General features: G+C 70.6%; 11 protein-coding genes. 9 read left to right on the forward strand and 2 right to left on the reverse strand.

Features of this window, described 5'->3' with window-relative positions; genetic code table 11:
• Positions 1 to 68: 68 nt before the first annotated feature.
• The 5 genes from AC6RUA_RS06870 (at position 69) to AC6RUA_RS06890 (ending at position 5948) form a co-directional block, all read left to right on the forward strand.
• Positions 69 to 404 carry a hypothetical protein gene (locus AC6RUA_RS06870; protein WP_499815189.1) on the forward strand — a complete coding sequence of 112 codons (336 nt, stop codon included), beginning with the start codon at positions 69 to 71 and terminating at the stop codon, positions 402 to 404.
• 151 nt (positions 405 to 555) lie between these two features.
• Positions 556 to 1848: a tRNA pseudouridine(54/55) synthase Pus10 gene (locus AC6RUA_RS06875; protein ID WP_499815190.1), complete on the forward strand. Its 1293-nt coding sequence runs from the start codon at positions 556 to 558 to the stop codon at positions 1846 to 1848.
• A 433-nt stretch (positions 1849 to 2281) separates the two neighbouring features.
• Positions 2282 to 3619 carry a diaminobutyrate--2-oxoglutarate transaminase gene (locus AC6RUA_RS06880; RefSeq protein WP_499815191.1) on the forward strand — a complete coding sequence of 446 codons (1338 nt, stop codon included), beginning with the start codon at positions 2282 to 2284 and terminating at the stop codon, positions 3617 to 3619.
• Between the two features lie 94 nt (positions 3620 to 3713).
• Positions 3714 to 4364, forward strand: a complete 651-nt coding sequence (rnhB, locus tag AC6RUA_RS06885; protein WP_499815411.1) for a ribonuclease HII — start codon at positions 3714 to 3716, stop codon at positions 4362 to 4364.
• A gap of 156 nt (positions 4365 to 4520) precedes the next feature.
• Complete coding sequence (locus AC6RUA_RS06890; RefSeq protein WP_499815192.1) at positions 4521 to 5948, forward strand: FAD-binding oxidoreductase; 1428 nt, start codon at positions 4521 to 4523, stop codon at positions 5946 to 5948.
• A 145-nt stretch (positions 5949 to 6093) separates the two neighbouring features.
• Here AC6RUA_RS06890 and AC6RUA_RS06895 read toward each other — a convergent pair whose 3' ends face one another.
• The gene (locus tag AC6RUA_RS06895; RefSeq protein ID WP_499815193.1) at positions 6094 to 7674 is read right to left on the reverse strand and encodes a preprotein translocase subunit SecD; all 1581 of its coding nucleotides are present in this window, start codon (positions 7672 to 7674) and stop codon (positions 6094 to 6096) included.
• On the reverse strand, positions 7671 to 8549 hold the full coding sequence (gene secF, locus AC6RUA_RS06900) for a protein translocase subunit SecF (RefSeq protein WP_499815194.1): 879 nt from the start codon (positions 8547 to 8549) through the stop codon (positions 7671 to 7673). Before secF ends, AC6RUA_RS06895 begins: the two co-directional genes overlap by 4 nt.
• Positions 8550 to 8652: 103 nt before the next feature.
• Here secF and AC6RUA_RS06905 point away from each other — a divergent pair, with 103 nt between their 5' ends.
• The 4 genes from AC6RUA_RS06905 to AC6RUA_RS06920 all read left to right on the forward strand — a co-directional run bounded on the left by AC6RUA_RS06905 (position 8653) and on the right by AC6RUA_RS06920 (position 14339).
• On the forward strand, positions 8653 to 9273 hold the full coding sequence (locus tag AC6RUA_RS06905; protein WP_499815195.1) for a GNAT family N-acetyltransferase: 621 nt from the start codon (positions 8653 to 8655) through the stop codon (positions 9271 to 9273).
• 77 nt (positions 9274 to 9350) lie between these two features.
• Positions 9351 to 9656: a DUF7968 family protein gene (locus AC6RUA_RS06910; protein WP_499815196.1), complete on the forward strand. Its 306-nt coding sequence runs from the start codon at positions 9351 to 9353 to the stop codon at positions 9654 to 9656.
• Positions 9657 to 9768: 112 nt separating this feature from the next.
• Positions 9769 to 13881 (forward strand): PAS domain S-box protein, encoded by a 4113-nt coding sequence (locus AC6RUA_RS06915; protein ID WP_499815197.1) that lies wholly within the window; start codon positions 9769 to 9771, stop codon positions 13879 to 13881.
• Positions 13878 to 14339: a response regulator gene (locus AC6RUA_RS06920; RefSeq protein WP_499815198.1), complete on the forward strand. Its 462-nt coding sequence runs from the start codon at positions 13878 to 13880 to the stop codon at positions 14337 to 14339. Before AC6RUA_RS06915 ends, AC6RUA_RS06920 begins: the two co-directional genes overlap by 4 nt.
• Position 14340 lies beyond the last annotated feature (1 nt).

Here is a 14340-nt window from a genome sequence, read left to right on the forward strand (position 1 = left end):
CGGAACGACTCGCGCGCCGCCCGCGCGAGGAGTGGCCGACTGGCGCGTTCGACCCGCGCCGGGAGCGTATGTCAGTCCAACTGACGCGACTGGCCGACGCCAGCCTGACAGTCGCAGTGTCCCGTGCCGCCCCCGGCGATCTCGCCGCGGGCGTCGAGACGAAACTCCGCCGCGTCGACGGCGTCCGCACGGTCGAGTCGCTCGACCTGCGCGGCATCCAGCCCGGTCTCAACGACCTGACGGTCGAGGTCGAGGCGACGGTCGCGCTCGACGCCGAGTTCGACGACGCGGCGGCCGTCGAAGCCCGCTTCGAGGAGGCGTTCGGCGTCTCGGCCGTGACGGTCGAGGCGCTCAGAAGCACGCCCCCCGACCCCCCCGACGGCGCCGCCGCGGACGCCGCCTAACCAGCCCCCGCCGCCGCACCCGGTCCCCGCTGACGCGGCCGCCACGACCCCGCTGACGCCGGACGCGCCGGTCCCCGGCGCGTCGTCCTCCTCCGTTTTCGCCCGGCCCGACGAACGAAAGAGCGTAGTGGCCGCCCCGACGAGGGGCGGCATGGACGACACTCGCCTCCTCGACGCGGCCCGCGACCTGCTCGCGACCGGGCCGCTCTGCGACAACTGTCTCGGCCGCCCGTTCGCGGACCTGTCGTTCGGGCTCGGCAACGGCGAGCGCGGCCGCGGCCTCCGGACGACCGTCGCGCTCGCGGACGACGCCGACTTCGAACCGGGCGACCCCGACGGCTGCTGGGTGTGCGAGGGGGTCTGTGCCGACTTCGACGACTGGGCAGCGCGCGCCGCGGCCGCCGTCGAGGACGTCGAGTTCGCCACCTACCAGGTCGGCACCCGCGCCCCGCCGCTGGTGGAGGAGAACGACGACTTGCTCCGCGAGGAGGCGGGACTGGACGCCGACGCCGGCGAACCGCTCCGAAAGGAGTACAACCGCGAGGTGGGCAAGCGAGTCGGCCGGCTCACGGGAACCGAAGTCGACTTCGAGCGACCGGACGTGCAGTTCCTCCTCGACGTCGACGCCGACCGGGTGGAGACGACGGTCAACTCCGCGTTCGTCTACGGGCGCTACCGGAAACTGGAGCGCGACATCCCCCAGACGGAGTGGCCCTGTTCGGACTGTCACGGCACCGGCCGGACCGGCGACGGCGTCTGTGAGACGTGCGACGGGACCGGCTATCTCTACGCCGAGAGCGTCGAGCAACTCACCGCGCCCGTCGTCGAGGAGGTGATGGACGGGGTCGACTCCACGTTCCACGGCGCGGGCCGCGAGGACGTCGACGCGCTCATGCTCGGGACGGGCCGGCCGTTCGTCGTCGAGGTGGACGAACCCCGCCGTCGCCGGGTCGACGTCGAGCGACTGGAGGACGACATCAACGCGTTCGCGGACGGGAAGGTGGAAGTCGAGGGGCTCCGCCTCTGCACGCACGAGATGGTCGAGCGGGTGAAGCGGCTCGACGCGAGCAAGCGGTACCGCGCGCAGGTGACGTTCGACGCGGACGTGTCCGCCGAGTCGTTCGCGGACGCGCTGTCGACGCTGGAGGGAGCGACCGTCGAGCAGTACACGCCGAACCGCGTCGACCACCGGCGGGCGGCGAAGACGCGCACGCGGACGGTCCACGACGTCGACGGCGAACGCGAGGACGCCCGCCACGCGACGGTCGAGGTCCACGGCGAGGGCGGGCTCTACATCAAGGAGCTGATATCCGGCGACGAGGGGCGGACGGAGCCGAGCCTCGCGGGCCTGCTCGGCGTCGGCGCCGAGGTGACGGCACTGGACGTGCTGGCCGTGGAAGGGGAGGACGAACCGTTCGAGGACGAGGCGTTCTTCCTCGACTGACGGCCGACGCGGGCCGGAGCGGACGCGGCCGACGGGTCGCCGGTCGGCCGACGATTTTTCCGTCTGGACACACCACTACCGCGTGGGTAGATACCGTGTACCACGACAGCGAGGCCGGACCGTGGGAGGACATCCGCGAGCGACTCCTGGAACGCGACGAGGAGGAGTCGGCCGACGAGTGGCTGGAGCGGGAGGAGACGCCGGAGGAACGCGACGACCGGCGCAGACGGCCGGGCCGGGGACGCCGACGCCGAGCGACGACTGAGACGGCTCGCGCCGGTCGGCCACTTTTCACCGTGCGTCCACCGCGGGGACGGAGCGACGGCCATGACGGCGACGAGTGCGAGCGCGGAACCACGGTTCCGGGTCGGAGTTCCGCCACCCCAGCGCCTATCGACCACCCGCGCGTACTCTCACGTCGAGTCGTCCCCTCATGGACCCCGACTACACCAACGCCGGACTGCTCGACCAGCAGGCGGAACGGGAGTCGAGCGCCCGCACGTATCCCCGTCACCTCCCGATGGCCATCGAGGAGGCGGAAGGAGTCGAGCTCGTCGACGTCGACGGGAACCGCTACTACGACTGTCTCGCCGGCGCCGGGACGCTGGCACTCGGCCACAACCACCCCGCCGTAGTCGACGCGATGCGGGAGATGCTCGACGCGAAGCGCCCGCTCCACACCCTCGACATCACCACTCCGGTCAAGGAACGGTTCGTCGACGCGCTGTTCGACAGCCTCCCCGACGAGTTCGCGGACAACGCCCGCATCCAGTTCTGTAGCCCCGCGGGCACCGACGCGGTGGAGGCGGCGACGAAACTCGTCAAGACGGCGACGGGGAACCGGAGCCTGCTCGCGTTCCAGGGGGCGTACCACGGGATGACCCACGGCTCGCTCTCGCTGACGGGCGACACGCACGCCAAGGAGCCGATTCCGAACCTGATGGCCGACGTCCACCACCTGCCGTACCCGTACGGCTACCGGCCGCCGCTCGGACTCGGCGGCGAGGCGGGCCACCGGGCCATCGCCCGCCGCGTCGAGGAAGTCGTCGCCAACCCCGAGAGCGGCGTCACCGACCCCGCGGGCCTGTTCCTCGAGGTGGTGCAGGGGGAGGGCGGCACCCTCCCCGCGCCCGACGAGTGGGTGCGGGAGGTCCGCCGCATCACCCGCGAGCACGACGTACCGCTCGTCGTCGACGAGATTCAGGCGGGACTCGGCCGCTGCGGGACGACGTACGCGTTCGAGCACGCGGACGTCGTCCCGGACGTGGTGACGCTGTCGAAGGCCGTCGGCGGCGGGCTTCCCCTCGCCGTCGTCCTCTACGACGAGCGCCTCGACGCGTGGGAGTCGGGCGCACACACCGGCACGTTCCGGGGGAACCAGCTCGGCATGGCCGCCGGCCGCGCCACTATCGAGCACATCGTCGAGAACGACCTGGACGAACGCGCGGCGGACCTCGGCGAGCGCTTCCTCGACCGACTCGACGCCGTCGGGCGGGAGCACGACGCCGTCGGCGACGTCCGCGGGCGGGGCCTGATGCTCGGGGTCGAACTCGTCGACGCGGCGGCCGACCCCGACGCGTACGGCGCGCGACCGACGAACCCGGACCTCGCGGAGGCCGTCCGGGCGGAGTGTTTCGACCGCGGACTCGTCGTCGAACTCGGCGGGCGCGACGGGAGCACGGTCCGGTTCCTCCCCCCGCTGGTCGTCACGCGCGACCAGGTCGACGACATCTGCGAGCGGTTCGCGGCGGCGCTCGACGCCGTCGCCTGACGCTAGGCGATACCGGGTTCCCCTTCTCCACTCCGACAGCCGGGGAGGCGAAACGACTTAGCCGCCGGTGAGCGACTCGTGCCCCATGACGCGCGTGGTGGTCGGCGTCGACGAGGCGGGGAAGGGGCCGGCGCTCGGGCCGATGGTCGCCGCGGCGGTCCGCGTCGACCCCGCGACGCTCCCCGACGACGTGGACGACTCCAAGCGGGTCGCGCCCGCGCGCCGCGAGGAACTGGCGGCCGCGCTCCGGGCGGACCCGGACGCGAACGTCGGCGTCGGCGTCGTCGGGGTGGACCGAATCGACGACCCCGCGACGGACATGAACTCGCTGACCGTGGCGGCGCAGGCCGAGGCCGCCGCGGTCATCGCCGAGGCGGGCGACCGACTCGTCGTCGACGCCGGAGACGTGGACGCGGACCGGTTCGGCCGGCGAATCCACGACGCCCTCGCCGAGGAGGGGGTGGCCGTCGAGGTGACCGCCGAACACGGCGCGGACGAGTCGTACCCGGTCGTGAGCGCCGCGAGCGTCGTCGCCAAGGTGGAGCGAGACGAACGAGTGGCGGCCATCGACGCGGCACACGAGGCGAGCGTGGGGAGCGGCTACCCCTCGGACCGGACGACGCGGGCGTTCCTCCGGACGTACGTCCGCGAGCACGGCGACCTCCCCGACTGCGCGCGCCGGTCGTGGGCGACTTGCGAGGACGTGCTGGCGGCGGCCGAACAGTCCGCGCTCGCGGACTTCTGACCGCTCGGAGGTACGCGCCGGCTGCTCGTTCCCGCGCGTCGTTCGGTAGCGGGGGGCGGACCGTCCGGACGCACGCCGCCGGTACCTCGCTGACCGACGCAGCACGTAACCTATCCGTAATTCTAGGTTATCCTCCGCGACGTCGTACTCGGACCCATGGAACTGGAGAGAGACGCATCCGACACCGACGCCCCCGCGGGCGTCGCGGCCGACGCGTTCCGCGCGTTCGTCGCCGGCTTCGGCGGCGAGGTACTCCTCCCGGCGGACGAGGGGTACGACGAGGCGCGGCGGGTGTGGAACGGGATGATAGACAGGAATCCGGCGGTCGTCGCGCGCTGTTCGGGGACCGCTGACGTCGTGGCGGCGGTCGCGTTCGCCCGCGACCACGACCTGCCCCTCGCGGTCCGCGGCGGCGGGCACAACGTGAGCGGGAACGCCGTCTGTGACGACGGCGTCGTCGTCGACCTCTCGGCGATGGACGGCGTGTTCGTCGACCCGGGCGCGCGGCGGGTCCGCGCGCAGGGCGGGGCCACCCTCGGCGACGTCGACCGCGAGACGCAACTGTTCGGGCTGGCGACCCCGCTCGGCGTCGTCTCGCAGACCGGCATCGCGGGACTCACGCTCAGCGGCGGCGTCGGCCACCTCCGCCGGAAGTACGGACTCGCGCTCGACGGCCTCGTCTCCGCGGAGGTCGTCACCGCGGACGGCGAGGTGCTGACGGCGAGCGAGACGGAACACCCGGACCTGTTCTGGGCGCTCCGCGGCGGCGGCGGCAACTTCGGCGTCGTCACCGCCTTCGAGTACGAACTCCACGAGGTCGGCCCCGAGGTGTTCGGCCTGTTCGTCTGGTACCGCGGCGACGACGCCGGCGCGTTGCGGGCGTTCCGCGGGTACGCCGCCGACGCGGTGCGCGAGGGGAGCGTCCTCGCGTTCTCCGCGTTCGTGCCCGAACTCGAGGAGTTCCCGGAGGCGGCGTGGGGCGACCCGGCGGTCGTCTTCCTCGGCTGTTACGACGGCCCGACGGCGGAGGCGGAAGCCGAGTTCCGCGCGCTCCGCGAACTCGCCGACCCGCTGGTCGACTTCAGCGGCCCCATGGAGTACACCGCGCTCCAGTCGCTCCTCGACGCGGACTACCCGGACGGCCTGCGGTACTACTGGAAGGCGACGTACGTGTCGGACCTCTCGGACGACGTCGTCGACCTGGTGGTCCGCAGCGAAGCCGAGAGTCCGTCGCCGCTCTCGACGGTCGACGTCTGGCACCTCGGTGGGGCCGTCGCCGACGTGCCTCCGGACGCGACCGCCTTCTGGCACCGCGACCCGGCGTACATGGTGACGTTCGAGGCGAACTGGGAGGACCCCGAGGCGGACGACGCGAACGTGGCGTGGGCCCGCGACGGCATCGCGGAACTCAGGGACCTCCCCGTCGCGTCCGGGACGTACGGGAACTTCCCGGGGTTCGGCGAGGACCCGGCGCGGGCGCTGTTCGGCGAGAACTACGACCGGTTGGTCGAAGTGAAGGCGAAGTACGACCCGGAGAACCTGTTCCGACTGAACCAGAACGTCGCACCGAGTGCCGGGGACTGAGCCCCGGCGACCGGGGCGGTCGGGCGGTCCGTCGGAATCCGGGGGGTCGCGACGACGCTCGCGCGGCGTCCCCGCCGGCGGCCGGGCGCACCGTCAGCTTCCGAGACGCTGGAACCCCACCCCCGCGGATGCGGCGCTGCAGCGACTACCGGTCCGTCAGCAGCGAGCGGAGGATGTCGCCGTACGCCGGCCGCGTGATGAGCACGCCCACGAGCACCCCGAGGATGGTGAAGATGGCGAACCCCTGCAGGTCGCCGAGCGACAGCACCGCGAGCGGCGACATGGCGATGATGGTCGTCGCGGCGGCGGCTCCGATGACCCAGAACGCCTTGCGGAACCGCGACTGGAACACGCGCCTGCTGTTGACTTCGCCCTCGCTCATCACCTCGTCGGCGATGATGACCAGGTCGTCCACCCCGGTCCCGATGACGGCGATGAACCCCGCGATGACCGAGAGGTCGAGCGGGTACTGGATGAGCGCGGCGAAACCGAGGAGCGCGTACACCTCGGCCATCGCGGTGAGCACCATCGGCGCCGCCACGTCGAACTCCCCGTAGCGGAGGAACACCACCGCGCTCACGGTGAGCACCGCGATGAGGCCGATGATGAGCGAGTCGCGCTTGAAGTCCTCACCCTGCGCGGGCGAGATGTACGAGGAACTCCCCGACCCGTTCGGTCCCACGTCGAGTTGCGCCGGGAGCGCGCCGGCGCGCAGGTCGACCGCCACGTCCTGCGCGTCGGAGTAGTTGGCGGTGACGAGGATGAACGTCGGGTTGCTCGCCCACTCGCCCGACTGCATGGAGGCCGCGAGCTGGCGGTCCATCCCGAACGAGGAGACGACCCGACCGTCGCGGACGACGAGGAGACACGGCTGCGTCCCGTTCGGGTTGGCCTCGTAGGTACACGTCGTCCCGCCCTGCCGCGCGACGCCCGTCTCGACGAGCGTCTGCTGGACGCGCTGTGCCTGGTTCTCCCGCACCGCGACCTGAACGTGCGGGCCGACCTGCGCGCCGCCCTCCTGGGCGCCGCCGACGCGCTGGAAGTCGCCCTGCGAGAGGACCGTCGTGTTGGTGTACACCGTCGACCCGTTCTGCTGGACGGGGTGGTACGCGAGCACGCGCACCGTCCCGCGGGAGTTCACCAGGTCGAGCACCTCCTGCCGGTCCTCGTTCGGAACCTGGACGCGCACGAACACCTCGCCGCCGGCGGTCGTCACCGTCTGGACGTCGCCGCCCGAGAGACCGGCCTCGTTGATCTTCGACGACAGCACGTCGACCGTCTCCTGTCGGGTGGCCTCCGTGACGCCGTCGCGTATCTCGCCGTGGGGGAAGCCGGCGGCCTCGAGCCCCGCCGCGAGCTGGTCGGCCGACGCGTTCTCCGTGACGAGTTCGACCGTCCCGTTCGTCTGGGTCGTCCGTCTGGCGATGACGTCCGTCGCGTCGACGCCCTCGACGTTCTCCGCGACCCGCCGCTCGACCTGCGAGAGGCTCGCGTCGCCGAACTGGACGTCCTCGGCGGTGATACCGACGAGCGGCGCGCGGATGCGCGTCCCGCCCGAGAGCTGGAGCCCGTACTCCAGGTTCGTCAGCGAGTCGTTCCCGACCGTTCCCCCTCCCGGTCCGGAGCCGTCCTCCGCGGCCAGTCCCGGCGCGAAGAGGAACACCGTCGACAGCACGAGCACGACGACCAGCAGGCCGACGCGCCAGTTGTCGCGGAGGGCGCTCACCGCGCCACCCCCTCGAACTTGTACCAGCGGAGGAGGCTGAGGTTCAGCAGGTAGGTGTTCATCAGGTCGGCCGCGAGACCGAACACGAGGATGACGCCGATGCTGGAGAGCAGCGAGATGCCGAGCAGCGTCGCGACGACGGCCATCACGGCCATCGCGGCGATGGAGGTGAGCGTCATGGTCACCCCGGTCCGCATCGCTCGGTAGGTGGACTCGTAGAAACCGCCCGACCGCCGGAGGATGTGGTTGTTGAGCAGGATGTCGGAGTCGACCGAGTACCCGATGAGCATCAGCAGCGCGGCGACCGTTCCCAGCGTGAGTTCGATGCCGAGCAGATTCATCAGCGCCACCGGGATGACGATGTCGGAGAACGCGGAGACGATGACGGCGACGGAGGGGACGAACGTCCGGAACATCGCGAACACGAGCACGGCCATCCCGAGGAACGCCACGGCGACGCCGACGAGCGCGAGCCCCTGGTTGTCGGCACCGAAGCTGGGCGAGATGGAGTCGACCGACCGGACCTCGAAGCCGGCCTGTTCCGCCTCCCGGTTGAGTTGCGTGGCCGAGACGTCCGACGCCTCGAACGTGACGACGTAGACGCTGCTCCCCTGAACCGTCTGGACGCTGTCGGGCGTCGCGGTGAACGCCGACTGTATCTGTTCTCGCGCCTCCCCCGCGGGACCGTCGATGGCGACGCGGAGTTCCGTCCCCCCCGAGAAGTCGACGCCCGGGTCGACCGGCGTGCCCGTGGCGGCGTAGAAGCCGGCGATGACGAGGAGGGCCACCACCAGCACCGCGAGCGGAACCGCCGCGAGCTGCCGGTTCGTGTACCGGGTGTAGTCCACCTCCGGTACCTCGAACGAGCCATGCACGCCCGTCTCCCCGCGCCCCGAATAAGCCTTCTTATGTCTCAGTCCGAAAGGAAGGCGGGTTTCGCCCGAACACGCAAGCCCGCGGGACGCGTCAGCCTCACGCATGGCCGACGACCGCGACGACCGCGACGAGCGTGGCGACCCCCGTTCCGAGCCGGCGGACGCGGGCGACCCGACCGCCACCGAACCGTTCCTCGCCGGCGAGCGGGTCGCGCTCCGGGCGCTCGAGCGCGACGACCTGTCGTTCGTTCGTGACGGCGTGAACGACCCGCGAGTCCGCTCGGCCCTGGGACTGTGGTACCCGAGCACCCGCGAGCAGGAGGAGCGGTGGTTCGAAGAGGCGAACGAGCGGGACGACGCGCTCGCGTTCGTCGTCGAGGCCGCGGGGGAGCGCGCGGGCGTCGTCGAGGTCGACCCCATCGACTGGCAGGCCGGGACGATCGAGGTGAGCTTCTGGCTCCACCCCGCTTACCGCGGCGAGGGACGGGCCCGCGGGGCGCTCTCGCTGGTCGTCGGCTACGCGTTCGACGAGCTGCGAGCGCACAAGGTGACCGCCAACGCGTATTCGAGCAACGAGCGCTCGCGCCACCTCCTCGAAACCGTCGGGTTCGTCGAGGAGGGCGTCGGCCGGGAGGACGCCTACGTCGGCGGCGCGTACGAGGACACCCACTACTACGGCCTGCTCGACCGCGAGTGGCGCGAACGCGACGGGACGGACGGGTAGCGGAATGCGAGCGGTGGATGGCGACCCGCACGCCAGCCGGCGACACGCGGATGTAGCTGGCACCCGAACGGGGACGTATGCACACGAGCGACCGACTGGTGCTGTCGTACCCGGACGGCCTCTCGGAGTGGGGCCGCGACCAGATAGCGACCGACCGGTACCGCAACTACCTCCGGCGCGTCTTCGCCGAACCGGCGGTCGGCGACGAGAGCGAGGAGTTCGTCGACGTGGGCTGTTGCGGGAGTTCGCTCGACCTCACGTTCCGCGTCGAGGCCGTCGAGGGCGGCGACCGGGTCGGCGAGGACACCGCGGTCGAACTGGTCGAACGCCGCGAGGACGTGAAGGGCGGGTGGCACGTCCAGAGCGAGGCCGCCCCGGAGTAGGGAACCAACCGGGTCGGCCACCGACGAGGTAGCCACAGAGACGAGGCGAGCGAGCGAGAAGTTGCCACTCGTTCACAAGTACAATTATACCAGTTCCTTGTGAATTGAAACCATGGATTCGGTCGACCGACTGCCGAGCGGGAGCGAGGGGAACGCGCTCGACGTGTTCGACGAGTCGGACGACCCCGCCACTCCGCTCACCGCGGCCGAAGTCGCGGAGCGGCTGGGAAAAACGGGCGAGACTGCGGCGCGTCGGGCGCTCGACGAACTCGTCGAGCGGGGGGAACTTCGAAGCAGGACGGTCGACGGACGCCGGGTCTGGTGGCGGCCGGGACCGACTCGCCCCCGCCGGACGGACGGCGAGGACCAGTTCCCGCCGGACCCGGCGTCGTTCGGCACGTTCGTCCGGGCCGTCGAGGAGTACGCCATCTTCAGGCTCGACCCGGACGGCCGTGTCGTCAGCTGGAACGAGGGGGCCAAGCGAATCAAGGGGTACGACCGGGAAGCGGTCCTCGGCGAGCACGTCTCGCTGTTCTACACCGAGGAGGACCGCGAGCGCGGGACCCCCGAGCGGAACTTGGAGCGCGCGCGGAACCGGGGTCGCTACGAGGGCGAGGGGTGGCGGGTGCGCGACGACGGCTCCGAGTTCTGGGCCCGCGTCGACATCACGGCCATCCGTGACGACGACGGGACGCTCATCGGATTCACGAAGGTGACGCGCGACATGACCGACCGCCGGGAGCACGAGCGGCAACTCGACCGCGAGCGCGACCAGATCGAGGAACTCCTCCGGACGTCGCCGGTCGCGACCGCCGTTCAGGACGCCGAGGGCGAGACGGTGCTGGCGAACCAGCGGGCACAGGACCTGCTCGGTCACTCCGAGGAGGAACTCGTCGAGGGGCCGGAGAACGCCGACCAGTGGGGTCTCTACGACGCGGACGGCGACCCCCTCGACCCCGCCGAGTCGCCGTCGGCCCGCGTCCGAGCGACCGGCGACTCGGTGTTAGAGCAGGTGATCGGGATCGAACCGCCGGAGGGCGAGCGCCGGTGGCTCTCGGTGAACGCGGCTCCGGTGCTCGGGCCCGACGGCGACGTGGAGCGGGTCATCGTCACCGGCGAGGACATCACCCGGCTCAAGACGAAGACCAACCGAGTCGAGCGCCAGCGCGACGAACTCGCGGACCGGCTCACCGAGGTGTTCGACCGGGTGACGGACGCCTTCTTCGGACTGGACGAGGAGTGGCGATTCACCCACGTCAACCCTCGCGCGGAAGAGATCCTCGGGCGATCAGAGGCCGACCTCCTCGGGGAGGTCATCTGGGAGGCCCTCCCCGACCGGGGGGCGATGCTCGACCGGGAGACGCTCACCGGGGCGGCGGAGACGGGTGAACCGTTCGCCGACGAGCGGTACTCCGCGACCAACTCGGCGTGGTTCGAGGTGCGGGTGTACCCGTCCGAGACGGGTGTCTCGGTCTACCTCACCGACGTCTCCGAGCGCAAGCGCCTTGAGCGGGAACTCCGGACCGAGAAGGAGCAGTTCCGCGTCGCGTTGGAGAACTCGCCGCTCACCGCGTTCAGACTGGACGCGGACCTGCGGTACACCTGGATAGCGAACCCCCCCGAGGCGTTCGACCCCGATGACGTGCTCGGAAAACGCGACGACGAACTGCTCCCGCCCGACGCGGCGGAGGCGGTCATGGCACCCAAGCGGGAGGCGCTCGAAACCGGCGAGCGCGTCCGCGAGGAGGTCACGTACGAACAGGCGGGCGACCTCGTCTCGTACGACCTCACGGTCGAACCGCTCCGCGACGAGACCGGCGAGGTCGTCGGTCTGACCGCCGCCTCCTTCGACGTCACCGAGCGCAAGCGAGCCGAGGAGGCGCTGTCGCGGAGCGAGGAACGACTGCGGCTCGCCCTCGACGCCGGGGGACTGGGGGCGTGGGAACTCGACCTGCCGAGCGGGGACGCCCCCGTTCGTTCCCCCCAGCACGACCGGATTTTCGGGTACGACGAAGGGGCCGAGGAGTGGGACTTCGAGCGGTTCCTCGACCACGTCCACCCGGCAGACAGAGAGCGCGTCGAGGAGGGATTCGAGACGGCGGTCGACGCGGGCGAGTGGACGTTCGAGTGCCGAATCGTCCGCCGGGACGGGGAGCGGCGGTGGATCGAGGTCCACGGCGAGTTCGCGTACGACGACGACGAGCCGACCAGCGTGGTCGGCGTCGTCGGGGACATCACCGAGCGGAAGGAGCGCGAACTCGAACTCGAACGCTACGGCGCGATCCTCGAGACGATAGACGACGGGGTGTACGTCGTCGACAGCGACGACCGATTCACGATGGTCAACGAGGCGTACACCGAGTTGACCGGCTACGACCGGGAGGAACTGCTCGGAGCACCCACCTCGAAGGTGGTCGAGGAGGCGACGACCGAGACGGCTCGGCGGCTCCAGACGGGACTGATCGACGGCGAGTGCGACTCGGCGCGGCTCGAAGCGACCGTCCGAACCGCCGACGGCGGGAGTTTCAGCGCGGAGGCGACGCTCGCGCACCTCCCCGACGCCGACGGCGAACACGAGCGCATCGGGGTCGTCCGCGACGTGACCGACCGGGTCGAGCGCGAGCGCGAACTCGAACGCTACGAGACCGTCGTCGAGACGGTCGACGACGGTATCTACGTCCTCGACGCCGACGACAGGTTCGAGATGGTCAACGGCGGGTTCGCGTCGATGACGGGCTACGACCGCGAGCGCCTCATCGGGACGCACGCCTCGACCGTCTTCGGCGACGAGTTCATCGACGTCGCGAACGAGCGGCGGAGCGACCTGGGGGCCGGCGACGACCCGGTCGCGGTGGTCGAAGAGAACATCTACCCCGCCGACGCCGACCCGTACGTCGTCGAGAGCCGGTTCGCGCTGTTCGAGTTGGACGACGGCCGGACCGGCCGCGTCGGCGTCGTCCGCGACATCACCGACCGGAAGGAGTACGAGCGGAACCTGGAGACCCGTGTCCGCCAACAGCAGGTCGTGACCGAACTGGGGCGACGCGCCCTCGAGGACCCCGAACTCGACGTGCTGTTCGCCGAGACGGTCGAGGCGGTCGCCGACACGCTCGGCAACGACTACTGCAAGGTGCTCGAACTGCTCGACGGCGGCGACGAACTCCTGTTGCGCTCGGGGTGCGGCTGGACGGACGGGTACGTCGGCGAGGCGACCGTCGACGTCGACGTCGGGTCACAGGCGGGCTACACGCTCGCCTCGGAGGAACCGGTCGTCGTCGACGACCTGGCGACCGAAGACCGATTCGCCGGCCCGGACCTGCTCGTGGAGCACGGCGTAGTGAGCGGAATCAGCACGGTCATCGGCCCGTTCGACGACCCCTGGGGTGTGCTCGGGACACACGACACCGCTCCCCGGGAGTTCACCCAACACGACGTCAACTTCGTGCAGGCCGTCGCGAACATCCTGACGGACGCGATCGAACTGAATCGGTACGAGCGGCGGCTGACCCGGACGATCGACGAGCTACAGGCGTCGAACGCGCGCCTCGAACAGTTCGCCTACGTCGCATCACACGACTTACAGGAACCGCTCCGGATGGTCTCCAACTACCTGCGACTGCTCGAGGACCGCTACCGGGACGAACTCGACGACGACGCCGAGGAGTTCATCGACTTCGCCGTCGACGGCGCGGACAGGATGCGCGAGATGATAGACGACCTGCTGGCGTACTCGCGCGTCGAGCAACACACGGAACCGCTCGAACCCACGGACACTGGGACGGTCGTCGACCGCGTGCTCGGCGGACTCCAGTTGCGGGTCGAGGAGACCGGCGCCGACGTCGTCGTCGGGGACCTCCCGACCGTCGTCGGCGACGACAGCCTGCTGGAACAACTGTTCCAGAACCTCGTCTCGAACGCGATCAAGTATCGCGGCGACGACCCGCCGCGCATCGAAGTCGACGCCACCCGACAGGGCGACGAGTGGCTGTTCCGGGTCGCGGACAACGGAATCGGGATCGACCCCGACTACGCCGACCGGATATTCGAGGTGTTCAAGCGGCTCCACACCCGCGAGGAGTACCCGGGAACGGGAATCGGACTGGCGCTGTGTGAACGGATCGTCGACCGCCACGGCGGGGAGATATGGGTCGACTCCGAACCGGGCGAGGGAACGACGTTCTACTTCACGCTCCCGACCGCTGAGTCGGCGGGGAGGTCCGGATGAAGCACCCACGGGACGGCGAGCCGATCCACGTCCTGCTGGTCGAGGACAACCCCGGCGACGTCCGACTCACCCAGGAGGCGTTCAAGGACCTCCGCGTCACCAACGAGTTGCACGTCGCCACCACCGGCACCGAGGCGCTCGACTTCCTCTACAGGCGGGGCGACCACGAGTCCGCCCCGCCTGTGGACATCGTCCTCCTGGACCTCAACCTGCCGAAGGTCGACGGTATCGACGTGCTCAAGGAGGTCAAGTCGGACCCGGACCTGAAACGCACCCCGGTGGTCGTCCTGACGAGTTCGTCGGTGGAATCGGACGTCGTGCAGAGCTACGAGAACTACACGAACGCGTACGTCGTCAAGCCGGTCGACCCCGACCAGTTCCTCGACGTCGTCCGGTCGTTCGAGGAGTTCTGGTTCACGATCGTCCGACGTCCCCCACCGCCCGAACCGGGCGAGTAAC

Source organism: Halorarum sp. SLYT50 (assembly GCF_059821265.1).

Excerpts from the sequence above, each read along its gene's own strand:
- AC6RUA_RS06870 (WP_499815189.1), top strand. The coding sequence starts at position 69 with ATGTCAGTCCAACTGACGCGACTGGCCGACGCCAGCCTGACAGTCGCA.
- AC6RUA_RS06875 (WP_499815190.1), top strand. The coding sequence starts at position 556 with ATGGACGACACTCGCCTCCTCGACGCGGCCCGCGACCTGCTCGCGACC.
- AC6RUA_RS06880 (WP_499815191.1), top strand. The coding sequence starts at position 2,282 with ATGGACCCCGACTACACCAACGCCGGACTGCTCGACCAGCAGGCGGAA.
- AC6RUA_RS06890 (WP_499815192.1), top strand. The coding sequence starts at position 4,521 with ATGGAACTGGAGAGAGACGCATCCGACACCGACGCCCCCGCGGGCGTC.
- AC6RUA_RS06905 (WP_499815195.1), top strand. The coding sequence starts at position 8,653 with ATGGCCGACGACCGCGACGACCGCGACGAGCGTGGCGACCCCCGTTCC.
- AC6RUA_RS06910 (WP_499815196.1), top strand. The coding sequence starts at position 9,351 with ATGCACACGAGCGACCGACTGGTGCTGTCGTACCCGGACGGCCTCTCG.
- AC6RUA_RS06915 (WP_499815197.1), top strand. The coding sequence starts at position 9,769 with ATGGATTCGGTCGACCGACTGCCGAGCGGGAGCGAGGGGAACGCGCTC.
- AC6RUA_RS06920 (WP_499815198.1), top strand. The coding sequence starts at position 13,878 with ATGAAGCACCCACGGGACGGCGAGCCGATCCACGTCCTGCTGGTCGAG.